Here is a 22662-nt window from a genome sequence, read left to right as displayed (position 1 = left end):
CCCCGGAGCGGCCACCCCCGGAGCCACCCCCGGCCCCCCACCCTCCCGAGAGCCCTCCCCCACAGAAGACCCCCGCAGAGCCCGCTCCAAGTCCCGCAGAGCCTGCCCCACCAACCGAACCCCCGCCCGCACCACATCCCGCTGCACCCCCGCCGGCGCCCCCGCCAACCCCTCCTCCAACCGCGCCTGCGCATCCCGCACCGCCCCGAACTCCACCGCCTGCCCCGTCAGCAGCGCCGCCGCCGCGAGCGCCGTCGCCAGCCGCAGCTCCTCCGCGTACTCCCCGGTCCCCGGCACGGGCTCCGCGTCCGCCGCCGGCAGGTGGGCCTCCAGCAGGACGGCCGCCCGCCCGAGGGCCCCGACCGCCGCCCGGGCCCGGTCGATCTGGCGCCGGCTGACCCCGGCCAGTCCGGTCTCGTGCCGGCCCGGTTCGGCGTCGGCCCGCTGCATCGCCTGGATCAGTTCGGACCGCGCCTCCCGCGAGTCCAGCAGCGCGCTCCGCACGACCCGCCCGCGCGGCGCCGCCGGCTTCTCGTAGCAGGCGATCACCGCCCCCGCGTACCGTCCGGCGGCCGCCAGCCACTCGGCGAGCCGTTCGCCGAGCCGGGCGGTCTGCCAGGTCGGGAACAGCGCGTACGTGACGAGCGCGATCGACCCGCCGAGCAGGGTGAGCCCGACCCGTTCGAAGGCCGTCACCAGCGGGTTGCCCTCCTGCAGCCCGAGCAGGAACACCACGTACGTGGAGATCCCGACGGTGGTGAGCGCGTACCCGGTGCGGAACGCGAGGTACGCCCCGCCGATGCAGACCACCGCCAGCGCGGCCAGCACCCATTCCCCGGGGTGGAGCAGCTGCACCACGAGCGTCGAGACGGCGACTCCGACCACCGTCCCGGCCAGCCGGGCGACGCCCCGGCTGTAGGTCTGCGCGAAGTCCGGCCGCATCACCATCGCGGCGGTCATCGGCGCCCAGTACCCGTGGTGGAACCCGACGAGCCGGGCCAGCAGGTAGGCGACGGTGACCACTCCGGCGAGCCGGACGGCGTGCTGGAAGATCGCCGAGCGCGGGTGCAGCTGCCGCCGGACGGCCCGCGCCGCGACCGGCAGCATCCGGGCGATGGTGGGCTTGCGCAGCGCCCCGCCGGCCCCGACCACGGGCGTGGTGATGGTGTCCTCGTCGTTGCGGTCCAGGGTGTCCGCGGCCTTGCGCAGCAGCCCGCCGAGCCGCCGGGCGGAGCGCCGGGCCGCGCCCTGGAGCCGCGGCCCGTCGTCGGAGCCGACCAGGGTGAGCGAGGGCGCGGAGCGGGGGAGCCGGACCGGGTCGCCGGTGCGGATCGCCCGGGCGAGGGCGTCCATGACCTCGGCGGCGGCCGCCAGCACCTCCCGGGCCCGGTCCCGTTCGGGCCCTTCCTCGGGGGCGCCCACCTTGGGGTCGGCGAGTGCGGCGAGGGTGGGCCGGATGCGCTCGGCGATGCCGCGCAGGCCGCGCAGCTCGGGCGGCCGGTGGCGGTCCTGCCAGGGGGTGAGGGCGGCCGCGTGGCGGGCCGTCATGAACGGTTCCGGGTCCACGTGCGCGGTCGGGTCCTGCCGCAACCGCCGGGCGTAGTCGGCGAGTTCGGCGTAGGTGTCGGCGAGGGCCTGCCGCTGGGCGGTCCAGCTGCCGATCGGCCAGACGGTGATGACGGTGGCCTGGACGACCCCGCCGAGGGCGGCGACCAGCCCGTGGCTGAGCGCGGTGACGGTGCTGACGGGGAGCTGGACGACGATCAGCATCACCGAGACGGTGTTGGTGGCGACCACCCCGGCGGTGGGCCCGATCGCCCAGGCCAGCCCGGCGCCGAAGGCCCACACCGCGAGCAGTACCGGGAACAGTCCGGGGACGCCGGCGGCCAGGTAGCCGAGGAAGGTGCTGATGCCGAGTCCGGCCCCGGCCGCGACGGCGAGGCTGGCCCGGGGCCGGAAGCTGCGCTGGAAGGTCGCCGAGCCGGCGATGAACGCGCCCATCGCGGCCGAGGTGGCGAGCGCGACCCCGCCGAGCGCGAGGGTCGGGAAGAGCACCAGCGCCACCGCGACCGCCCCGCGCACCGCCCGCTTGGGGTCGGTGAGCGCCCGGTCCAGGGTGAGCCCGGTCCGCGCGGTGTCACGAAGTGCGGCGAACCAGGACATAGCGCCATCCTAGGGCGTGATCTCCGGGGCCGGGCCCGACCTCCGGCGGAGCCGCGCCGCCACCCACAGCAGGGCCCCGGTCGGCAGGAAGACCGCGTCCGCCGCGATCATCGCGAGCGAGAACACCGGCAGCCCGAGCACCACCGCGATCCCCGCGTGCTCCAGCACCATGACGGCCAGCAGGACGTTCTTGACCCGCCGGTTGACCAGCGTGAACGGGAACGCCACCTGGAGGACCACGGTGCCGTACGAGACCAGGAAGACCGGCAGCAGCGCCGAGCCGACCAGCGTGGACAGCCCCGGCCAGGGGGCGAAGTAGTCCAGGTGCAGCGGGTAGTACAGCGCGGTGCCGTCCTGCCAGCGCGAGCCCTGCACCTTGTACCAGCCGGCCGTGGCGTAGATCAGCACCACCTCGACGGCGATCACCAGCATCGCGCAGTTGTGCACCATGGTCGCCAGTGCGTCGAGCACCGCCCGCGGCTCGCCGTCCGGCCGCAGCCGGCCGAGCGTCCACCAGAGCCCGGCCACCGCCCAGAGCCCCCAGAACAGCGGCGACCAGCCGAGGTACGGGAAGGCCCGGTCGGTCCAGGTCAGGGTGTCGCCCGCGAAGCCGCCGAACTGACAGGCCGCCAGGGCGGCCCCGAGCACCGCCCAGAGCACCAGCCCGGTCCGCCCCGGCCGGGGCCTGCGGGCGTCCAGCGACCAGACCTCGGCGCAGCGGGTGAAGACCAGGTAGACCGCCATCAGGTGGACGACGTTGTCGCCGCCGTCGCCGAGGAAGACGTCGCGGTTCTGCAGGGACAGCACGGTGACCAGGAACAGCACGGTGCTCGCCCTGGTCCGCCAGCCCAGCAGCACGGCCAGGGCGGCCAGCACCGCCAGGTGGTAGACCAGCTCGAACCAGAGCCGCCCGCCGAACCAGGGCAGCACGGTGAGCGCCCCGTTGTCGGCCAGCAGCCGCTGGGCCAGCTCCGTCGACCAGGGGGACCGGTCGCCGTACAGCACCCGCCGGTGGGGCCACTCGCGCAGCAGGTAGGCCAGCCAGACCAGCCCGAAGCCGATCCGCACCACCGCGGCCTGGTGGCGGCCGAGCACCCGTCCGGTGAAGGCCTCCGCCGCCCGCCCGAGCGGCGCCCGCGGCCCGCGCGCCTGCCGCGCCTCCCGCACCGCACCGGGCTCCGCCGCCCGCCCGGCCCCGGCCTGCCGCGGCACACCGCCGGACGGCACCGCCGCACCCGGCGGCAGCGCCCCGTCGGGCCGGTCGGGCCGTACCGTCGCCTCGTTCATCCGAGCAGCCCCCGGTAGTCCTCGTCCGCCACCGGCCACCACGGCAGCTCCCGCACCCGGGGCGCCGCCGGCGCGGGCTCGCCGCTCCAGGACGGCGGCGGGACGGTGACCGCGGTCGAGCGGAACTGGATCTCCAGGACCCGTTCGCCGTCCGCCTCCCGGCCGATCCGCTGCAGGGCGATCCGCTTGAGGTACTGCTCGGCGAGCCGGCCGCGCGGGGAGGCCGGGCTCTCGTCCTGCGGGTTGTGCGTGCCGTCGTAGAAGTCCCAGGCCCGGCGCAGCAGGTTCTGGTCGACGTGGCTGGGCGCCGGGTTGCCCCGTATCGCGGCGATGTCCTGCGCGGTCAGCCCGATCCAGTCCCCGGTACGGGTGGCCCCGGCGGGCGCGGCGGTGCGGACCCGGGCGTCCACGCTCACGTTCTGCTGGAGCGGGTTGGGCGCGAACAGCTTCCAGTTCTGCTCGAACTCCGGGTACACCAGGCCGTCGACCTCGTCCCGGTACTGCCGGGACACCGAGTTGGCGGGCGCGACGTGCAGGAAGACCGCGGCGAGGAACAGCCCGGTGCCGCCGGCCAGCACCGCCCCGGCGAAGCCGAGGACCAGCTGCGCGGGCCTGGACCAGGCCCGTCCGGCAGCCGGCCGGTCCGTCGTCTCGGTCATGGCCTCCCCCGACCGGTCGGCGGGCACCGCCGACCCGGTGCCGGCGCGCTCGCGCGCGCCCATCCTGCCCTAAGGGCCGTGGGGCGGGGGCCGTCAGAGGACGAAGGCCTCCTGGCCGGTGCTGCTCACCATCGGACGGCCCGCACCCTGCCAGGCGTACATCCCGCCGTCCACGTTCACGGCCTCCCGGCCCTGCTGCACCAGGTACTGGACGACCTGCGCGGAGCGGCCGCCGACCCGGCAGAGCACGTACAGCTTCTCGTCCGGCAGCTCGCCGAGCCGGGCGATCACCTCGCCGATCGGGATGTGCAGGGCGCCGTCCACGTGGCCGGCGTCCCACTCGTCCTGCTCGCGCACGTCCAGCAGGGCGGCGTCGGCGGGCACGGCGGCGGCGTCGGCGGAGGGGATCTGCGGGAACATCGTGTGGCTCTCCTGGGATTCGGTCGGGTGCGTGCCATTGTCGCCCACCGGCGCCGTGCCGTGGGCGCCGGAGGACGGGCCGTCCGCCGGGGCCGGGCCGCCGAGCAGCCGCGCCAGCTCGGCCTGCTGCCCGGCGGCCTTGGCCAGCAGCTCCTCGGCGAGCTGTTCCAGCAGCCGGTCCGGGTCCTGCGGGGCGAGGGCGAGCAGCTGCCCCATCGGGGTCTGCTCCAGCCGGACCTGCTCGGCGGCGGTCTCGGCGATCTTGGCGGTCAGCCAGTCCAGCCGGCGGCGCAGCCAGTCCGAGCGGTCGGGGGAGTCGACGGCGGGCGCGGCCTCCGGCGCGGTGGACCACTCGGCGGCCAGGGCCCCCAGCGCGCCCGCGTCCCCGTACGCGTAGGCCTCGTTGACCCGGACCAGGAAGGCGGCCCGGCGCTGCTGCTCGCCCGGGTCGGTGGTCAGGTCGGGGTGGGCGCGGCGGACCAGCTCGCGGTAGATCCGCTGGGCCTCCTTGCCGGGCCGCACCCGCTCCGGCGCGGCGGGCGGCGGCGGGGCCGGCTCGCCGTCCTGGCCGGTCTGCTCCCGCACCGAGTCGAACAGCGCGTCCAGGTCGGGCAGTTCGTCGACCTGCCGGCGCGCCTCGGCGGCCCGGCGCAGGTCCTCCGGCAGGCCGGTGCGGGCCGCCACGGCCTCGGCGACCAGCGCGTCCAGCTCGTCCAGCCGGGCGTAGAGCGGGCCGAGCAGCTGGTGGTGGATCAGCGCGAAGTTGTCGATCTCGACCCGCAGCGTCTGGACGTCCACGTCCATGCTGAGCCAGGCCAGCTCGGCGGCGGCGACCCGCTCCTCCAGTGCCTGCTGCTCCGGGTCGGTCCAGCGGGCGGGGCTCTGCGCGCTCAACTTCTCGCCTCTGTCTCGTCCGGCCGGCGGCGTCCTGCGGACCACTCGTACGGGCGGTCCGGCCTGCCACCCTACCGCCGTGATCGCGGGCCCCGTCCGGGTGAACCGGGGGTACGGACCGGCGCGCGGCGCGCGACACGCAACCGATCCTGAGGAATCTCCCCGTTTCGGTGTCGAGCCCGGCCCGGTCCGTGCTTCGCTGGTATCCGCACAGCGTGCCTTCCTCCGGAGAGACGGCCGCCCCGGGCGCGGCGGCCAGGCGGGAGCAGAGCGAATCCATGGTGGCCGAGTCCAACTCCACACCGCGGCCGGCGGGCGACGGAACCGCGCCGGGCGACCACCCGACGGGGGTGGCCGCCCTGGTCCGGCTCGCCCCCGTCCTGGTCGACCGGTCCGGCCGGATCGCGCAGTGGGGGCGGGCCGCCGAGGAGCTCTTCGGCCACCGCGCCGACGTCGCCCACGACCGCCCGGCCTCCGGACTGCTGCCCGCCCTGGAGTCGCGGGTGCTCGAACGCTGCTCCGTCCGCCGTCCCTGCGACGCGTTCGACACCCTCGCCGAGCGGACGGCCGACGGCCGCCCCTGGATCGGAAGGCTGACCGTCACCGACCGCGAGGAGCACCAGCGCGACGTGCTCTGGTGGGCGTACCCGCTGCCCGGCCCGGTCGGCGGGCTGCTGGCGCTGGCCGCCGACGCCCGCCCGCTGCGCGCCACCGGGCCGCGGCTCGCGCTCGGCGAGCGGCTGCTCCCCTTCGCCGCCGCGCCCGGCGTCCGGGGCGGCTTCCACGCCCTGGCCGCGGCGCTCACCCCGGCCGGCCTGCCGGTGCCCGAGCCGCTGGTCCGGCTGCTGCCCGCCGCCCACCGCGCGGCGCTGCTGGCCGCGCTGGAACGGGGCGGACTGCCCGCCCTGCGGCTGGACCCGGCCACCGTGCTGCCGGTGCTGCCCGCCGACGCCCAGACCGGCAGGGCGCAGGCGGCCGCCGGCCTCGGCCGCCGCTACCCGACGCCCCAGCAGCGGGTCGCCCGGGTCGGCCCGCCGCCGCAGCCCGAGCAGGGCGCGCCCGGCCGCCGTCCGCCCGGCCCGCTGCCCGTCCAGCGCGAGACCCCGGACCGCCCCGCCGCCCAGCCCGCGGCCCCCTCCGCCGTCCGGCCGGTGGCCGCCGTCGGCGGCGGCTCGGCGGGCGCCGGCCCGTCCGTTCCTCCCCCCGCCTCCGGCCGGGAGGTGCCCCCGCCCACCGCAGGAGCCGCAGCCATCGAGCACGCCACCGTCGAGCCGTCCGCCACCGGCCGTCCGCCGCTGCGCACCGACCAGGCCCCGCCCGCCACCGTCCCGGTCCCCGCCCCCGCGGGCGGCGAGGGCCCGACTGGCGGCCGGCTCGGCCCGTTCCTCACCAACGGGCAGGCCGGCGAGCAGCTGGCCCTGCTGAACGAGGTCGGCGGCAAGGTCGGCACCACGCTGGACCTCGGCTTCACCGCCCACGAGCTCTGCCAGGTGCTGGTCCCCCGGGTCGCCGACTTCGCCTGCGTGGACCTGGTGGACGGGCTGATCTCGGACTCCGAGCTGCCGGCCGCCCGCCCGGACGACGACACCATGCTGCGCCGGGTCGCCCTGGTCTACAACGAGACCGGCGGCGTCTGGGACCACGTGCTCTCCGAGGGCTCGCTGGTCAGCATGCCCCGCCGCACCCCGCCCGGGATGGCCCTCCAGCTGAACCAGCCGGTGCTGGTCCCGGTGGTCAGCCCGGACGTCGCGGTCGACTACGCGATCGCGCTCGGCGACGCCCGGCTGACCCCGGTGGTCACCGGCCGCTCGATGCTGGTCGTCCCGCTCTCCGCCCGCGGCACCGTGCTGGGCATCCTCAAGCTGCTCCGGCTGCCGGACCGCGCGCCCTTCGACGAGAGCGACGCCGCGACCCTCAAGGAGCTGGCCGTCCGCGCCGCGCTGTCGCTGGACAACGCCCGGCTGCACCGCGCCGAGGCCAGGGTCGCCACCACCCTGCAGCGCTCGATGATCCCGACCCGCCCGCCGCAGATCCCCGGCGTGCAGATCGCCCACCGCTACCTGCCCGGCGACCCCAAGGCCGAGGTCGGCGGCGACTGGTTCGACGCGATCCAGCTGCCCGGCAGCCGGGTCGCCCTGGTGGTCGGCGACGTGATGGGCCACGGCATCCACTCGGCCGCCGCGATGGGCCGCTTCCGCACCGCGATGCAGACCCTCGCCGCCCTGGACCTGCCGCCCGGCCAGCTGCTGCGCCACCTGGACAACCTGGCCCACAAGCTCGGCGACGACCACCTCGCGACCTGCCTGTACGCGGTCTACGACCCGATCAACCGGACCTGCGAGCTGGCCAGCGCCGGCCACGTCCCGCCCGTCCTGGTGCACCCGGACGGCACCGGCGAGCTGCTGGAGATCCCGGCCGGCGCCCCGATCGGCGTCGGCGGGGTGCCGTTCGTCGCCAAGACCATCGACGTCTCGGACGGCTCGATGCTGGTGCTCTGCACCGACGGCCTGGTCGAGGTCCGGGGCGGGGACATAGGAGCGGGCCTGGCCGCGCTCTGCGGCAACCTGATCGACCCCCGGGAGAGCCCCGAGCAGGCCTGCGACGTGGTGCTGCGCCGGCTGCACTCGGACGACCGCAAGGACGACGTCGCCCTGCTGGTGGCCCGCTTCGACGGGGTCGCCCCGTCCGAGGTGGCCACCTGGGACCTCACCGTGGACCACCGCGAGGTCGGCCGGGCCCGCTCGCTGGTCCGCGAGCAGCTGGCCGGCTGGCACCTGGAGGCGCTCAGCGACACCACCGAGCTGCTGGTCAGCGAGCTGGTGACGAACGCCGTCCGGGTCGCCCGGGACACCGTGAAGCTCCAGCTGATCCGGGTGGACAAACTGCTGGTCGAGGTCAGCGACGACAACCACAACCTGCCCTCGCTGGAGCCGGCCGAGCAGCTCGGCGAGACCGGCCGCGGCCTCACCCTGGTCACCAAGCTCGCCGAACGCTGGGGCACCGCCCGCAAGGCGGTGGGCAAGGTCGTCTGGTTCGAGCTCCCGCTCCCGCACGCCTGACGGCCGCGCCGACGGGCCCCGGACACCGAACGGCCGCGTACGGGCACCCGTACGCGGCCGGCTTGAGCGCGGTCGGCGCCCGTCAGGGGATGACGGCCCCCGCCGAGGTGCGCCGCCGGGCCTCCACCGCGACCTCCCGCGAGGCGGCCGCGGCCACCGAGGCGGCGGCGCCGACCCCGGCCAGCACCCGCGGCCAGAAGTCCCCGAAGACCTCGACCGAGACGGCGATCAGCAGCGCGGTGATCACCGCGACCACGTGCTCCAGACCGGCCAGGTTCGGCAGCACGACCGCCTCGCCGATCATCACCGCCACCACCAGGCCGGCGGTGAGCCAGGCCCGGCAGCGGAACGCGATGCAGATCGCCAGCGCCACCACCGCGGCCGAGGGCCCGGTGTCCCGCACGTAGGCGACCCACTTCGGGAAGCCGAACAGGTGGTGCGGCCCGATCGCCACGCCGACCCGGGCGAACAGCGTGCCCGCCAGGGTGCAGGTGTAGGCGACCACCAGGGTCATCCGCCGGCCGAGCACGATCTCGGCGATCGAGAAGACCACGAACACCTGGGCCAGCGCCCCCCAGACCGGAAGGTCCAGCGCCGGCACGTACAGGGAGAGCGGCGTCCGCAGCAGCGAGACGTCCAGCGGCAGCGCCGCCCGCACCACCCCGATGTTGTTCACGAAACGCTCGCCGCCCGGCAGGTGCTGGACGACGCTGAACAGCAGGATCAGAAACGTCGCGACGGTGGCCAGGGGAACGGCGGCGAACTTCTTTCGCACCACCGCGTCCCGGACCGTCGCGAACAGCGTTCCCCACTCGGCGACAGCGGCCGCTCCGGCGATTGCCAGCGGCCCCTTTCGCACGCCCCCCGCGTGGGTCCTGTGCATCACAACAGTTTCTCCGAATCCCCGAACGCTCTACTACTCCAACATTAGAAGCCAGTTAACAAAGCCACATCGGCACGGATGGGGAGTCGGGTCATCCTCTGGGGGGAGGCAATCCCCCCATCAGCCCCCCAATTCGACCGGCCGGTCCCCTCCGCCCCCCGACGGAGGGCTACCCCTTCCCGTCCCGGGCCGCCACCGGGACCCGCGGCGCCACCACGGCGGCCCGGGCGTGCCGGCGGCGGAACAGGGCGGGCAGGCTCGGCGCGACGATGAAACCCTCGGCGCGCGCGCTCGCGATACCGATCCGCGGAATCTCGCTGCTCTTCTCGAAGAGCAGGTAACGCGGTTCCCAGATCGGGCGGTACTTGGCATTGGCGCGGTACAGCGACTCGATCTGCCACCAGCGCGAGAAGAATCCCAGGATCGAGCGCCACAGCCGCAGCACCGGGCCGGCGCCGAGGCGCGAACCGCGCTCGAAGACGGAACGGAACATCGCGAAGTTCAGCGACACCCGCTTCAGCCCGACCTCGTCGGCGCGCTGCAGCAGCTCGATGACCATGAACTCCATCAGGCCGTTCTCGGTGTCCCGGGCCCGGCGCATCAGGTCCAGCGAGAGCCCGTCCGGGCCCCACGGCACGAAGCTCAGCAGCGCCTTGAGCTCGCCGTCCCCGTCGTGGCACTCCAGCATCACGCAGCGGCCGTCGCCCGGGTCGCCGAGCCGGCCGAGCGCCATCGAGAAGCCGCGCTCGGTCGCCCCGTCGCGCCACTCGTCGGCCTTGGCCACCAGCTCGGCCATCTCCGCCTCGGAGATGTCCTCGTGCCGGCGGATCCGCACCGTGTACCCGGCCCGCTTGACCCGGTTGTAGGCCTGCCGGACCACCCGCATCGCGCGGCCGTCCAGCGAGAACTCGTCCAGCTCGACGATCGCCTCGTCGCCCAGCTCCAGCGCGTCCAGCCCGTGCCGGGCGTAGATCACCCCGGCCTCCTCGGAGGCGCCCATCACGGCCGGCGCCCAGGCGTGCTCGCGGGCCTCGGACAGCCAGGCGTCGATCGCGCCCGGCCAGGCCTCCGGGTCCCCGATCGGGTCGCCCGAGGCGAGCGAGACGCCACCGATGACCCGGTAGGTGACCGCCGCCTTGCCGCTGGGGGAGAAGACCACCGCCTTGTCCCGGCGCAGCGCGAAGTAGCCGAGCGAGTCCCGCTCGCCCTGCTTGTCCAGCAGGCCGCGCAGCCTGGCCTCGTCCTCGGCGGTGAGCAGCTCCTTGCCGCGCGGGCTGCGGAAGGCGACGTACAGCACCAGCAGGAAGAGCACCGCGCCCATCGCGTTGATCGCGGCGTTCACCCAGGTCGGCGCGGCGATCACCGAGCGCAGGTGCTCGGTCGGGGTGATCGTGATCATCCGGCCGACCGAGTACCGGAACAGGTCCCAGAAGCCGGCGCCGGAGAGCTCGTTGGTCATCCAGACCAGCAGCGCCCCGACCCCGCCGCCGAACGCCAGCCCGCCGACGAAGGTGGCCGCCGCGGTCTTCGGGTTGGAGCTGTCGCCCTTGGACGTGAACTCCTTCCGCCCGACCAGCAGCGCCAGGACGAACAGGCAGGTCAGGACGGTGGAGAAGTAGTTGAGCGGGTGCCTGTTGAAGCGCTCGTCCGGCACCAGCATGAACGCCAGGTAGAGCAGCGCGAAGAGACCGCCGAGCGCCGTGTTGAAGATCCACGCGGCCCGCTTTCGCCGCCGCATCGCGATCGCGAGGAAGACCGACAGCACCGCGCTGGCCAGCCCGGAGGTCATCAGGTACGGGGTGAAGTACTCACCCTCGTTGTGCTCGCTGACCTGGTTCCGGAAGGGCACCAGCAGGACCGTCGCCACGTTCAGCAGCGCGATCAGCCGCAGGTACCAGACGGAGGCCGCGGCGGCCCTCGGACGCCAGCGACCGGGCTCGTCGACGGGCCGGGGCCCGGGGGACGTGGCGGACGGCTCCGACTTCACAGTGGACGACACAGCTCAATTCCAAACGATCAGATGGTGGGGCGCATCCGCGAACGGCCCGGCGCCGGGCGCCCGCTCGGGCCCGACGGACTGACCGGCGACCTCGCCCGGCCGACCGCCCGAAATGGAGAAGCGGCCGGAAAAGAGTCAGCCAACTCCATGTTTCCCCACCCAGCCTGAGAATTGCGTGAACCGGGTAGCGGATTCCCACCCCCGCCGAACGGCGGGGGTGGGCGCCCGCCGCACGTTCGGCACCCCGCCCCGCCTACCCCTACCCTCGAAACGACCCACGCGGACCGCCCCGACCCGGCCGCCCGAACCGAGGAGGCACCATCACCACCACCCGCGTGCTGATCGTCGACGACGAGATCCTGGTCCGCTCCGGCCTGGGGCTGATCGTCGGCTCCGCCACCGACCTGGAGGTGGTCGGCGACTGCTCCGGCGGGCAGGCCGAGGAGCACGTCCAGCGGCTGCGCCCGCACGTGGTGCTGCTCGACATCCGGATGCCCGACCTCGACGGCATCTCGGTGCTGCGCCGCCTGCGCGCCCTGCCCGACCCGCCCGCCGTGGCGATGCTCACCACCTTCGACACCGACGAGTACATCGGCACCGCGCTGCGGGCCGGCGCGGCCGGCTTCCTGCTCAAGGACACCGCCCCCGACCAGCTGGTGCACGCCGTCCGGGTGCTCGCGGCCGGCGGCAACATCCTCTCCCCGACCGTCACCCGCACCGTGATCGGCGGCTACGTGGACGGCGGCGGCCCGGACGCCGAGGCCACCGCGCTCGCCCGCACCCTCACCGGCCGCGAGCTGGACGTGCTGTCGCTGCTCGGCGAGGGCCTGTCCAACGCCGAGATCGCCGACCGGCTGTTCCTCGGCACCGGCACGGTCAAGGACCACATCAGCGCGATCCTCGGCAAGCTCGGCGCCGCCAACCGGGTCCAGGCCGCCGTCCTGGCCCACCGGGCCGGTCTGGTCCGGCCCAAGCCCGGCGACGGGGCATGACGACCGCCGACCAACTGCCGTCCCGACGGCTGCCGGCCTGGTGCACCGCCCCCTGGCTGATGCTGCTGCTGCCCGTCCTGTACGGCCTGCTGGACGCCGCCCTGGTGGCCCGGGAGGCCGCCTGGTGGCAGGTGGCGCTGTCCACGCTGGCCGCCGTCGCCCTGTTCTGGCGCCGCCGCTTCCCGGTGGTGGCACTGCTCCTCACCATGCCGGGCAGCTGGGTGGACGAGATCTGGCTGGCCCCGATCACGGCCGTCTACTCGGTGGCCGCCGAGCGCCCCCGCCCCCGGGTCGTGATCCCCTGCGGCGTCCTGTTCGCGCTGGTCGAGTTCTTCCACTGGCCGCTGCCCCAGGACGTCCTCGACCTCAGCCGCGCCACCGCGCTGGACGCCATCCAGGCCGTGATGCTGGCGGCCGGCCCGGCCGCCACCGGTCTGCTCGCCCGCACCCGGCGGGAGCTGGCCGCCCGGCTGGACGAGCTGACCCGCGGCCAGGAGCGGGAGAGCCGGCTGCTGGCCGAGCGGGTGCTGATCAGCGAGCGCGGCCGGCTGGCCCGGGAGATGCACGACGTGGTCTCGCACCAGGTCAGCCTGATCAGCATCCAGGCGGGCGCGCTCCAGGTGAGCAGCGCCGACCCGGCCGCCGTGACCGCCGCCCGCACCATCCGGGAACTGTCCGTACGGACCCTGGACGAGCTGCGGCAGATGGTCGGGGTGCTGCGCGGCACCGGCGGACTGCCGGACGCCCCGCTCGCCCCGCAGCCCCGGCTGGCCGACCTGCCCCGGCTGATCGAGCAGAGCGGCCTGGCCGCGGACACCGAGCTGGTCCCCGGCGACCGCCCGTGGCCGGAGGCGGTCGAGCGGGCCGCCTACCGCACCGTCCAGGAGGCGCTCACCAACATCACCAAGTACGCCCCGGAGGCGGCGGTGCACGTCCGGGTCCGGGCGAAGGGCCGCCGGCTGCGCGTCGAGGTCCGCAACGAGGCCCCGCCGGTGCGTCCGGCCGAGACCCTGCCGGGCGGCGGCCACGGCCTGGTCGGCCTGCGCGAGCGCGCCCAGTTGCTGGGCGGCACCCTCACCGCCGGGCCGACCCAGGACGGCGGCTTCGAGGTCCGCGCCGAACTCCCGGCCAGCCGCGGCTGATCCCGCCCGCCCCCGAAATCCACGCCACCGGTGAGCGGACGACAAAAAAGCCCCGCAGATCCGTAGATCTGCGGGGCTTCGCTGTGCGCGAGGGGGGAGTTGAACCCCCACGCCCTTTCGGGCACTGGAACCTGAATCCAGCGCGTCTGCCTATTCCGCCACCCGCGCATGGGTGTTGTCCTCGTTGCCGACCGGTCTTCCGAACCACTCGGTACCATCGGTACTTCGCGCTTCCTGGACCGGCCTCCCTTTCGGGCGGCCCTTCCGACGTGGAAAACATTAGCACGACCTGGGGGGCTGCTCCGAATCCGTTGTCCGGGGAGGCCCACGGCACCCGAACCGATGCCCGACGCACGCCCGTGCGACTGCCGGAAGGGTGCTCCGACGGGCACACCTGGCGTGCCGTACCCGACATGCGTCACCCTGTGTGTCCGAGCCCACCCCCGGGCACCACACGGTCCGGGAACCGTACGGAAGGGCCCGGCGTGGATACGATCAGTACGGAAGTACCGCAAGTAGGAGGCGCGACCGGGTCCCGGGCGGGATCCGGCCGGCAGGCAGGCGAACGAACCCTGGAAGGGGGTGCCCCATGGGAGTGCTGAAGAAGTTCGAGCAGCGGCTCGAGGGTCTCGTCAACGGCACCTTCGCCAAGGTGTTCAAGTCCGAGGTCCAGCCCGTGGAGATCGCCGGAGCGCTGCAGCGCGAGTGCGACAACAACGCGAGCATCTGGAACCGCGACCGCACCGTCGTGCCGAACGACTTCATCGTCGAGCTGAGCCCGCACGACCACGAGCGGCTGAGCCCCTACTCCGGGCAGCTCGGCACCGAACTGGCCGGCATGGTCCGCGAGTACGCGGAGGCCCAGCGGTACACCTTCATGGGCCCGCTCCAGGTGAACCTGGAGAAGGCCGACGACCTGGACACCGGGCTGTACCGGGTGCGCAGCCGCACCCTCGCCGCCGAGGAGCCCCCGCAGCAGCAGCAGTACGCGCCGCCGCAGCCCGGCTACGACCGTGCGCCGGCCGCCCCGGCCCCCGGCGCACCGTGGCAGCAGCCCGGCGCCGGCCAGTACAACGCGCCCCCGCCGCCGGCCGCGCCCCCCGCGATGCCTCCCGGTCAGCCGGCGCCCGCGGGCGGCAACGTCCGGGCGTTCCCCGGCGCGGGCCACGGCGGCGCCGGGACGCGCCGCTGGATCGAGGTGAACGGCGCCCGCCACCAGATCACCGGCTCGGCCTGCGTGCTCGGCCGCTCGACCGAGGCGGACGTGCGGATCGACGACCCCGGGGTCTCCCGCAAGCACGCCGAGATCCGGCCCGGCACCCCTTCGATGGTGCTCGACCTGGGGTCCACCAACGGCATCGTGGTGGACGGACAGCACACCCAGCGCGCTACGCTCCGCGACGGCTCGCGAATCGTCGTGGGCTCCACCACCATCGTCTACCGGCAGGTCGAAGGGTAGTGTCCGAATTGTTCGCGCGCCTCGCTCACCGACTGGCGGGACGGTCATGTCAGAACTGACCCTCACGGTCATGCGGCTGGGCTTCCTGGCCGTGTTGTGGCTGTTCGTCATCGTCGCGATCCAGGTGATCCGCAGCGACCTGTTCGGCACCAAGGTGAACCCGCGCTCCTCCCGTCGGGGCGCGAGCGCCACGACCGGCGGCGGCGCGGCCACCTCGACCGCCGCACGCGCCGCGGCGCCGACTCAGGCCGGCCCCGCGGCGGCCCAGACCCAGGGCGGCGGCGGGCGCCGCCGCGGCGGTCCGACCCAGCTCGTCGTGGTGCAGGGCTCGCTGGCCGGCACCACGGTGGCGCTCCAGGGCCAGACCATCACGCTCGGCCGCGCGCACGACTCCACCATCGTGCTGGACGACGACTACGCGTCCTCCCGGCATGCCAGGATCTATCCGGATCAGACTGGGCAGTGGACGGTCGAGGATCTAGGCTCCACCAACGGCACCTATCTGGACCGGCAGCGCCTGACCGCGCCCACTCCGCTCCAGCCGGGCATGCCGATCCGTATCGGCAGGACCGTCATCGAACTGCGGAAGTAGTAGCGCATGAGGGACAGCATCCCGTCCATGACCCAGAGGGGGGCACAGGTCGCATGACCCTGGTGCTGCGCTTCGCCGCCGGCTCCCACAAGGGACTGATCCGGGAGGGGAACGAGGACTCCGGCTACGCCGGGCCGCGGCTGCTGGCCGTGGCCGACGGCATGGGCGGCGCCGCGGCCGGCGAGGTCGCTTCCTCCGAGGTGCTCGGCTCGATCGTCCGGCTGGACGAGGACGTGCCCGGCCCCGACCTGCTGACCCTGCTGGGCGACGCCGTCCAGGGCGCCAACGACCGGCTCCGGCAGATGGTCGAGGAGGACCCGCAGCTGGAGGGCATGGGCTGCACGCTCACCGCCATGCTGTGGACGGGCCAGCGGATGGGCATGGTGCACGTCGGCGACTCCCGCGCCTACCTGCTGCGCGACGGTTCCCTGGTGCAGATCACCCAGGACCACACCTGGGTGCAGCGCCTGGTCGACGAGGGCCGGATCACGCCCGAGGAGGCCGAGACCCACCCGCAGCGCTCGCTGCTGATGCGGGCGCTGGACGGCCGCGGCCAGGTCGAGCCCGACCTGTCGATCCGCGAGGTCCGGGCCGGCGACCGCTACCTGATCTGCTCCGACGGCCTCTCCGGCCCGGTCAGCCACCAGACCCTCCAGGACACCCTCGGCAGCTACTACGCGCCCGAGCAGACCGTGCAGGAGCTGATCCAGCTCGCGCTGCGCGGCGGCGGTCCGGACAACATCACCTGCATCGTGGCGGACGTCATCGACGTCGGCGCCACGGACACCATGAGCGGCCAGTTCAACGACGTCCCGGTGGTGGTCGGCGCGGTCGCCGACGCCCCGCCGTCCTCGGCCGCCGCCGACCGCTCGATCGCGGACACCCCGGCCGGCCGCGCCGCCGGTCTCGGCCGCGGCCCGCAGGGCGCCTTCGGCCCGGCCGAGGGCTACGCGGAGGGCTTCGGCCCCGCGCAGAACGGTTTCGGTCCCGCCGAGGGCTACGAGGGCGAGTACGGCCCCGGCTCCGGCGAGCCCTCGGTGTACGGCACCGAGGACTTCGACGAGGAGCGGCCCTCGAGGCGCAAGCGCAAGGGCCTGACGGTCTCGCTGGCCGCCCTGGTCACGCTGGGCCTGCTCGGCGGCGCCGGCTACTTCGGCTACCAGTGGACCCAGGACCAGTACTACGTCGGCACCCAGGACGACCACGTCGCGATCTACCAGGGCATCAACCAGAACCTGGCCGGGGTGAGCCTGTCCTCGGTGCACTCCTCGTACAGCAGGATCCAGCTGAAGTGGCTGCCCGAGGACCAGCAGGTCCACGTGAAGAAGACCATCTCGGTCGGCAGCATGAAGGACGCCCAGTCGACGGTCAACGAGCTCGACGGCTGGGTCCAGCTCTGCCAGAAGGCCGCCAGGGCGACCGCCCCGGCCGTACCGCCCGCCACCCAGGCGACGCAGGCCGCGTACCTGGCCAGCACGCCCACCCCGACCGAGAAGAACCGCGGTCCGGCCGCCACCACGCCGACCACCGCGCCCCCGGCCTCGCCGACCGCCCCGACGGCACCCGCCCCGGCGCCGAACGCGACCCCTCCGGCCACCGGCGCGCAGGGCGACCAGGCCCCCCCACTGACCGAAGAGGAACTCAGCCGGGCCAACTCCTGCCCGAAGCAGTGACGTCCGTGATCCGACATAGGACCGCCCCGAGCGGGTTTGCCGGCCGTCAGGGAGCGGTCACCACGTGAGCAGCTACGACCTGAGCCAGGAAACCACCCGGTCCGGCCGACGCCGGGCGGCGGCCGAACGCACGATCCCCCGTCGGCGGGGCAACACCACGATCTCCCCGCAGGAGGCGCCGAACCGGCGCAACACCGAGCTGGCCCTGCTGGTCTTCGCGGTGCTGCTGCCGGTCCTCGCGTACGCCAACGTCGGCCTCGCGATGGACGCCAAGCTGCCCGCGGGCATGCTCGGCTACGGGCTCGGCATGGGCGCCCTGGCACTGGTCGCGCACCTGCTGGTGCGCCGCTTCGCGCCGTACGCGGACCCGCTGATGCTGCCGATCGCCACCCTGCTCAACGGCCTCGGGGTGGTGATGATCTGGCGGCTGGACAAGGCGGGCAAGCTGCTCCGGGGCAACTACCCGGCGGCCGAGAACCAGCTGATGTGGTCGGCCCTCGGGATCGCCGGCTTCATCGGGGTGATGGTGCTGCTGAAGGACCACCGGGTGCTCCAGCGCTACACCTACATCTCGATGGTGGTGGCCCTGGTCCTGCTCGCGGCGCCGGCCTTCTTCCCGTCCCGGGCGGAGGACTTCGGCGCCAAGATCTGGATCCGGATGGGCAGCTTCTCCATCCAGCCGGGCGAGTTCGCCAAGATCGTCCTGACCGTGTTCTTCGCCGGCTACCTGATGGTCAAGCGGGACGCCCTGGCGCTGGCCAGCCGCCGGTTCATGGGCCTGTACCTGCCGCGCGGCCGCGACCTCGGCCCGATCATCGTGATCTGGCTGCTCAGCCTGCTGATCCTGATCTTCGAGAACGACCTGGGCACGTCCTTCCTGTTCTTCGGCCTGTTCGTGGTGATGCTCTACGTCGCCACCGAGCGGACCAGCTGGATCCTGTTCGGCCTGCTGATGTCGGTCGGCGGCGCGGTCGCGGTCGCCTCGACCGCGAGCCACGTGAAGGTCCGCATCGACGCCTGGCTCGACCCGATGGCCGCCTTCGGCGCCAACCCGCCGAAGGGCGCCACCGAGCAGATCGGCCAGTCGCTGATGGCGCTCGGCTCCGGCGGGGTCACCGGCTCCGGCCTGGGCCAGGGCCGCTCCTGGCTGATCGCCTTCGCCGCCAAGAGCGACTTCATCCTGGGCTCGTTCGGCGAGGAGCTCGGGCTGACCGGCCTGATGGCGATCTTCCTGCTGTACGCCCTGCTGGTGCAGCGCGGCCTGCGCACCGCGCTCGCCGCCCGCGACCCGTTCGGCAAGCTGTTCGCCGTCGGCCTCTCCTCGGCGATGGCGATCCAGGTGTTCGTCGTGGCCGGCGGTGTCACCGGGCTGATCCCGCTCACCGGTATGACCATGCCGTTCCTCGCGCAGGGCGGTTCGTCCGTGGTCGCCAACTGGGCGCTGGTCGCGATCCTGCTGAAGATCAGCGACAGCGCCCGCCGACCGGGGGCCGAACCGGCCCCGGCCACCGAGGGCCAGGAGGGACCAGCCCGATGAACAAGCCGATCCGCCGGGTATCGATCTTCTGCCTCGTCCTGATCCTGGCCCTGATGGTGCGCACCAACTGGGTGCAGGGCGTCCAGGCCGAGTCCTGGGCCACCAACAAGAACAACAAGCGCCAGCTGTACGACCGGTACGCCCACCCGCGCGGCAACATCATCGTCAGCGGCCAGCCGGTCACGAAGTCCGACTTCGTCAACGGCCTGCGCTACAAGTACAAGCGGTCCTGGGTCGACGGCCCGATGTACGCCCCGGTGACCGGCTACTCCTCCCAGGCCTACGGCTCCAGCCAGCTGGAGAACCTGGAGGACGGCATCCTCTCCGGCACCGACGACCGGCTGTTCTTCCGCAACACCCTGGACATGCTGACGGGCGAGCAGAAGCGCGGCGGCGACGTCGTCACCACCATCAACGCCAAGGTGCAGAAGGCCGCCTTCGACGCGATGGGCAACAAGAAGGGCGCGGTGGTCGCGCTCGACCCGAAGACCGGCGCGATCCTGGGCCTGGTCTCCACCCCGTCCTACGACCCGGGCACCTTCGCCGGCGGCGAGACGGCCGACCAGAACGCCTGGAAGGCCCTCGACGCGGACCCGAACAAGCCGACGCTCAACCGGGCGCTGAAGGAGACCTATCCGCCCGGCTCGACCTTCAAGCTGGTCACCGCGACCGCGGCGTTCGAGAACGGCCGCTACCAGAGCATCGACGACGCCACGGACACCCCGGAGCCGTACGTCCTGCCCGGCACGACCACCCAGCTGAAGAACGAGAGCCCGAACGAGCGCTGCGAGAACGCCACGATCAAGTCCGGGATGGACCAGTCCTGCAACACGGTCTTCGCCAAGATGGGCGCGGACCTGGGCAAGGAGCGGATGCGGGCGCAGGCCGAGAAGTTCGGCTTCAACAGCACGATCGACACCCCGGTCCGCTCCGAGAAGAGCGTCTTCCCGGACAGCTCGAGCCCGGACGGCACCGCCCAGGACTCGATCGGCCAGCACGACACCCGCGCCACCCCGCTCCAGATGGCCATGGTCTCCGCCGCGATCGCCAACAACGGCAGCCTGATGCAGCCGTACATGGTCGACCAGGAGCGCTCGGCCACGCTGACCACCGTCTCCAAGCACACCGAGAAGCAGTTCTCCCAGGCGATGAGCCCGGCCACCGCGCAGAAGATGCAGGACCTGATGGTCTCGGTGGTCGAGAACGGCACCGGCACCAACGCCAAGATCCCCGGCCTGCAGGTCGGTGGCAAGACCGGCACCGCGCAGCACGGCGAGGACAACGCCGGGCTCCCGTTCGCCTGGTTCACCTCCTGGGCGAAGACCCCGGACGGCCAGTCGGTCGCGGTCGCGGTGGTGGTCGAGGACGGCTCCCAGAACCGCGACGGCATCAGCGGCGGCCGCCTCGCCGCCCCGATCGCCAAGGCGGTGATGCAGGCCGCACTCGGCAAGTAGGAGCGCGGGTCCGGGGTGAGGGGAATGTCACGATGGGCAGCCCCGTCCGGATACCGGTCTGGTATCGGCCGACGGCTGACTCCGGTCCGCTGCGGTCCGACCGGTAGCGTATCCGCCAGCAGCGGGTGTGCCCGTTGCCGCCCGCGAGGCACCGCACGGCCCGGCCGGAGAACCGGTCGCGGACCGCGCGGCGTCACCCAGAGCGTGCGGGGACACCTACGTCACAACCTCACCGGCGGGTGAGGGAGAGGGTCGGAACTATGGAAGAGCCTCGTCGCCTCGGCGGCAGGTACGAGCTCGGCGGCGTCCTCGGACGCGGCGGCATGGCCGAGGTGTACCTCGCCCATGACACCCGACTCGGCCGCTCCGTCGCTGTGAAGACGCTCCGGGCCGACATGGCCCGGGATCCGTCGTTCCAGGCCCGGTTCCGCCGCGAGGCGCAGTCGGCGGCGTCCCTGAACCACCCCGCCATCGTCGCCGTGTACGACACCGGCGAGGACTACATCGACGGCATCTCCATCCCGTACATCGTGATGGAGTACGTCGAGGGGTCCACGCTGCGCGAGCTGCTGCACTCCGGCCGCCGGCTGCTGCCCGAGCGCGCGCTGGAGATGACCATCGGCATCCTCCAGGCCCTGGAGTACTCGCACCGGGCCGGCATCGTGCACCGCGACATCAAGCCGGCCAACGTGATGCTGACCCGGCAGGGCAACGTCAAGGTCATGGACTTCGGCATCGCCCGTGCGATGGGTGACGCCGGGATGACCATGACGCAGACCTCGGCCGTCATCGGCACCGCCCAGTACCTCTCCCCCGAGCAGGCCAAGGGCGAGCAGGTCGACGCCCGCTCCGACCTCTACTCCACCGGCTGCCTGCTCTACGAGCTGCTGACCGTGCGCCCGCCGTTCGTCGGCGACTCGCCCGTCGCGGTGGCCTACCAGCACGTCCGGGAGGAGCCGCAGCCGCCGTCGGTCTTCGACCCCGAGGTGCGCCCCGAGGTCGACGCGATCGTGCTGAAGGCGCTCGCCAAGGACCGCGACTACCGCTACCAGAGCGCCGACGAGATGCGCGACGACATCGAGCGCTTCCTCGACGGCCTGCCGGTGGCCGCCGCCCAGCAGGCCGCGTACGGCATGGGCCCGGGCGGCTACGGCTACGACCAGAACGGCTACCCGCAGCAGCACGACCCGTACGGCCAGACCAACGTGCTGCCGCAGCAGCCCGGCGGCCCGACCACCGTCCTGCCGCAGGCCTCCGGGCAGCCCGGCTACGGGCAGCAGGGCGGCTACCAGGACGACGGCTACGGCCAGACCTACGCCGGCCAGGCGGGCGGCAACGACGGCTACGACGACGGCTACGGCCGCGGCGGGGGCCGACGGGGCGAGGACCCGCCGAAGAAGAGCAACACCTCCTGGATCGTGCTGGCGGTGGCCGCCGTGCTGGTCCTGGTCGGCACCTTCTTCGTCGCCCAGGCGATGTTCGCCGACAAGGGCACCAAGGAGACCGCGAAGGTCACCGCGCCGAACCTGGTCGGCAAGACCCTGGCGGAGGCCAAGACGGCCGCCGCCGCGGCCGGTGCCAAGCTCGTGGTGACCGAGGGCGACAAGATCGCCTGCCCGGACACCAACATCAAGAAGGACCAGGTCTGCACCCAGACCCCGCAGTCCGGCACCCAGGTCGCCGAGACCTCCACCATCACGGTGCAGGTCTCCTCGGGCCCGGCCAAGGCGCAGGTCCCCGGTGTGGTCGGCAAGCCCAAGGACCAGGCCACCAAGGCGCTCGCCGACCTCGGCTTCACCAACGTGACCACCGAGTACAAGGACGACGACACCGCCGCGCAGGACACCGTCACCGCCCAGGACCCGGCGCCCAACGCGGCCGTCGACCCGAGCGCCCCGATCAAGCTGACCGTGTCGCAGGGCAAGGCCAAGGTGACCGTCCCGAACGTGGCCGGGGCCCAGAAGGAGGACGCGCAGGCGACCCTCCAGGGCCTCGGCTTCCAGGTGGACGTCTCGAAGACCGCCCCGGCCCCCGACCCGAGCAAGGTCAACACCGTCGCCTCGCAGTCGATCCCGGCCAACACCAAGGCCCCGGCCAACAGCAAGATCTCGCTGACGATCTTCAAGGCGCAGGACAAGCCCCAGGTCCCGCCGCTGGCGAACGTCAAGCTGGGCGCCGCCGCGGACCAGCTGAAGGCGCTCGGCCTGACCTACGTCGTGGTCAGCGGTCCCCCGGACCCGAACGCGACGATCCTCCAGAGCAACCCGCCGGCCGGCACCCAGGTCGACCCGAACACCCAGATCCAGCTCTACACCAAGGCGGCCGAGCCCCCGAAAGGGAGCGACCCCACCACCACACCCCCCAAAGGGGACCACTAGGCCTCCGGTATTCCCCTGGTTCGGCTGAGCCGGGCAACGAGCAGCACGGAGCACGCCCGAGGGCCCGCCGC

The 22662-nt window shown here is 73.5% G+C and carries 15 protein-coding genes and 1 tRNA gene; 9 read left to right on the top strand and 7 right to left on the bottom strand.

Annotation, left to right across the window (positions count from 1 at the left end):
* From ACFU7Z_RS13240 to ACFU7Z_RS13225, 4 genes are all read right to left on the bottom strand, one after another.
* A partial coding sequence (locus tag ACFU7Z_RS13240; RefSeq protein WP_380777578.1) for an FUSC family protein occupies positions 1 to 2163 on the bottom strand: 2163 nt, incomplete at its 3' end.
* A gap of 9 nt (positions 2164 to 2172) precedes the next feature.
* The gene (locus ACFU7Z_RS13235; RefSeq protein WP_380777577.1) at positions 2173 to 3450 is read right to left on the bottom strand and encodes an HTTM domain-containing protein; all 1278 of its coding nucleotides are present in this window, start codon (positions 3448 to 3450) and stop codon (positions 2173 to 2175) included.
* Positions 3447 to 4109: a DUF5819 family protein gene (locus tag ACFU7Z_RS13230; protein ID WP_049660264.1), complete on the bottom strand. Its 663-nt coding sequence runs from the start codon at positions 4107 to 4109 to the stop codon at positions 3447 to 3449. Before ACFU7Z_RS13230 ends, ACFU7Z_RS13235 begins: the two co-directional genes overlap by 4 nt.
* Positions 4110 to 4202: 93 nt before the next feature.
* Positions 4203 to 5423 (bottom strand): rhodanese-like domain-containing protein, encoded by a 1221-nt coding sequence (locus ACFU7Z_RS13225; RefSeq protein WP_063780416.1) that lies wholly within the window; start codon positions 5421 to 5423, stop codon positions 4203 to 4205.
* 215 nt (positions 5424 to 5638) lie between these two features.
* On the opposite strand from ACFU7Z_RS13225, the gene ACFU7Z_RS13220 reads away from it, so the two are divergent.
* The gene (locus ACFU7Z_RS13220; protein WP_380777576.1) at positions 5639 to 8482 is read left to right on the top strand and encodes a SpoIIE family protein phosphatase; all 2844 of its coding nucleotides are present in this window, start codon (positions 5639 to 5641) and stop codon (positions 8480 to 8482) included.
* A gap of 82 nt (positions 8483 to 8564) precedes the next feature.
* Here ACFU7Z_RS13220 and ACFU7Z_RS13215 read toward each other — a convergent pair whose 3' ends face one another.
* Positions 8565 to 9365: a hypothetical protein gene (locus tag ACFU7Z_RS13215; RefSeq protein ID WP_159028583.1), complete on the bottom strand. Its 801-nt coding sequence runs from the start codon at positions 9363 to 9365 to the stop codon at positions 8565 to 8567.
* A gap of 169 nt (positions 9366 to 9534) precedes the next feature.
* Positions 9535 to 11364 carry a phosphatidylglycerol lysyltransferase domain-containing protein gene (locus tag ACFU7Z_RS13210; protein WP_079272003.1) on the bottom strand — a complete coding sequence of 610 codons (1830 nt, stop codon included), beginning with the start codon at positions 11362 to 11364 and terminating at the stop codon, positions 9535 to 9537.
* A 338-nt stretch (positions 11365 to 11702) separates the two neighbouring features.
* On the opposite strand from ACFU7Z_RS13210, the gene ACFU7Z_RS13205 reads away from it, so the two are divergent.
* On the top strand, positions 11703 to 12356 hold the full coding sequence (locus ACFU7Z_RS13205) for a response regulator (protein ID WP_380777579.1): 654 nt from the start codon (positions 11703 to 11705) through the stop codon (positions 12354 to 12356).
* Complete coding sequence (locus ACFU7Z_RS13200; RefSeq protein ID WP_380777575.1) at positions 12353 to 13498, top strand: sensor histidine kinase; 1146 nt, start codon at positions 12353 to 12355, stop codon at positions 13496 to 13498. The genes ACFU7Z_RS13205 and ACFU7Z_RS13200 overlap by 4 nt, the downstream gene beginning before the upstream one ends.
* Positions 13499 to 13582: 84 nt before the next feature.
* Here the strand turns inward: ACFU7Z_RS13200 and ACFU7Z_RS13195 are convergent.
* Positions 13583 to 13666: transfer RNA gene (locus ACFU7Z_RS13195), tRNA-Leu, on the bottom strand.
* Positions 13667 to 14087: 421 nt separating this feature from the next.
* Between ACFU7Z_RS13195 and ACFU7Z_RS13190 the strand changes: the two genes are divergently transcribed.
* The 6 genes from ACFU7Z_RS13190 (at position 14088) to pknB (ending at position 22591) form a co-directional block, all read left to right on the top strand.
* The gene (locus ACFU7Z_RS13190; protein ID WP_074001954.1) at positions 14088 to 14957 is read left to right on the top strand and encodes a DUF3662 and FHA domain-containing protein; all 870 of its coding nucleotides are present in this window, start codon (positions 14088 to 14090) and stop codon (positions 14955 to 14957) included.
* Between the two features lie 46 nt (positions 14958 to 15003).
* Positions 15004 to 15549, top strand: a complete 546-nt coding sequence (locus ACFU7Z_RS13185; protein WP_074001953.1) for an FHA domain-containing protein — start codon at positions 15004 to 15006, stop codon at positions 15547 to 15549.
* 53 nt (positions 15550 to 15602) lie between these two features.
* Positions 15603 to 17222 (top strand): PP2C family protein-serine/threonine phosphatase, encoded by a 1620-nt coding sequence (locus ACFU7Z_RS13180; protein WP_380777574.1) that lies wholly within the window; start codon positions 15603 to 15605, stop codon positions 17220 to 17222.
* Positions 17223 to 17355: 133 nt separating this feature from the next.
* Positions 17356 to 18759: an FtsW/RodA/SpoVE family cell cycle protein gene (locus tag ACFU7Z_RS13175; protein WP_074002167.1), complete on the top strand. Its 1404-nt coding sequence runs from the start codon at positions 17356 to 17358 to the stop codon at positions 18757 to 18759.
* Complete coding sequence (locus ACFU7Z_RS13170) at positions 18756 to 20213, top strand: penicillin-binding protein 2 (protein WP_074001951.1); 1458 nt, start codon at positions 18756 to 18758, stop codon at positions 20211 to 20213. The genes ACFU7Z_RS13175 and ACFU7Z_RS13170 overlap by 4 nt, the downstream gene beginning before the upstream one ends.
* A 260-nt stretch (positions 20214 to 20473) precedes the next feature.
* On the top strand, positions 20474 to 22591 hold the full coding sequence (gene pknB / locus ACFU7Z_RS13165) for a Stk1 family PASTA domain-containing Ser/Thr kinase (protein WP_074001950.1): 2118 nt from the start codon (positions 20474 to 20476) through the stop codon (positions 22589 to 22591).
* The last annotated feature ends 71 nt before the right edge of the window (positions 22592 to 22662 follow it).

This window comes from Kitasatospora sp. NPDC057518, from assembly GCF_042802075.1.
Classification (GTDB): domain Bacteria; phylum Actinomycetota; class Actinomycetes; order Streptomycetales; family Streptomycetaceae; genus Kitasatospora.
The sequence above is the reverse complement of the archived record's forward strand: the minus strand, read 5'-3'. Positions and strand labels throughout refer to the sequence as shown.

Excerpts from the sequence above, each read along its gene's own strand:
- ACFU7Z_RS13235 (WP_380777577.1), bottom strand. The coding sequence starts at position 3,450 with ATGAACGAGGCGACGGTACGGCCCGACCGGCCCGACGGGGCGCTGCCG.
- ACFU7Z_RS13230 (WP_049660264.1), bottom strand. The coding sequence starts at position 4,109 with ATGACCGAGACGACGGACCGGCCGGCTGCCGGACGGGCCTGGTCCAGG.
- ACFU7Z_RS13215 (WP_159028583.1), bottom strand. The coding sequence starts at position 9,365 with ATGCACAGGACCCACGCGGGGGGCGTGCGAAAGGGGCCGCTGGCAATC.
- ACFU7Z_RS13200 (WP_380777575.1), top strand. The coding sequence starts at position 12,353 with ATGACGACCGCCGACCAACTGCCGTCCCGACGGCTGCCGGCCTGGTGC.
- ACFU7Z_RS13190 (WP_074001954.1), top strand. The coding sequence starts at position 14,088 with ATGGGAGTGCTGAAGAAGTTCGAGCAGCGGCTCGAGGGTCTCGTCAAC.
- ACFU7Z_RS13185 (WP_074001953.1), top strand. The coding sequence starts at position 15,004 with ATGTCAGAACTGACCCTCACGGTCATGCGGCTGGGCTTCCTGGCCGTG.
- ACFU7Z_RS13180 (WP_380777574.1), top strand. The coding sequence starts at position 15,603 with ATGACCCTGGTGCTGCGCTTCGCCGCCGGCTCCCACAAGGGACTGATC.
- ACFU7Z_RS13170 (WP_074001951.1), top strand. The coding sequence starts at position 18,756 with ATGAACAAGCCGATCCGCCGGGTATCGATCTTCTGCCTCGTCCTGATC.
- pknB (WP_074001950.1), top strand. The coding sequence starts at position 20,474 with ATGGAAGAGCCTCGTCGCCTCGGCGGCAGGTACGAGCTCGGCGGCGTC.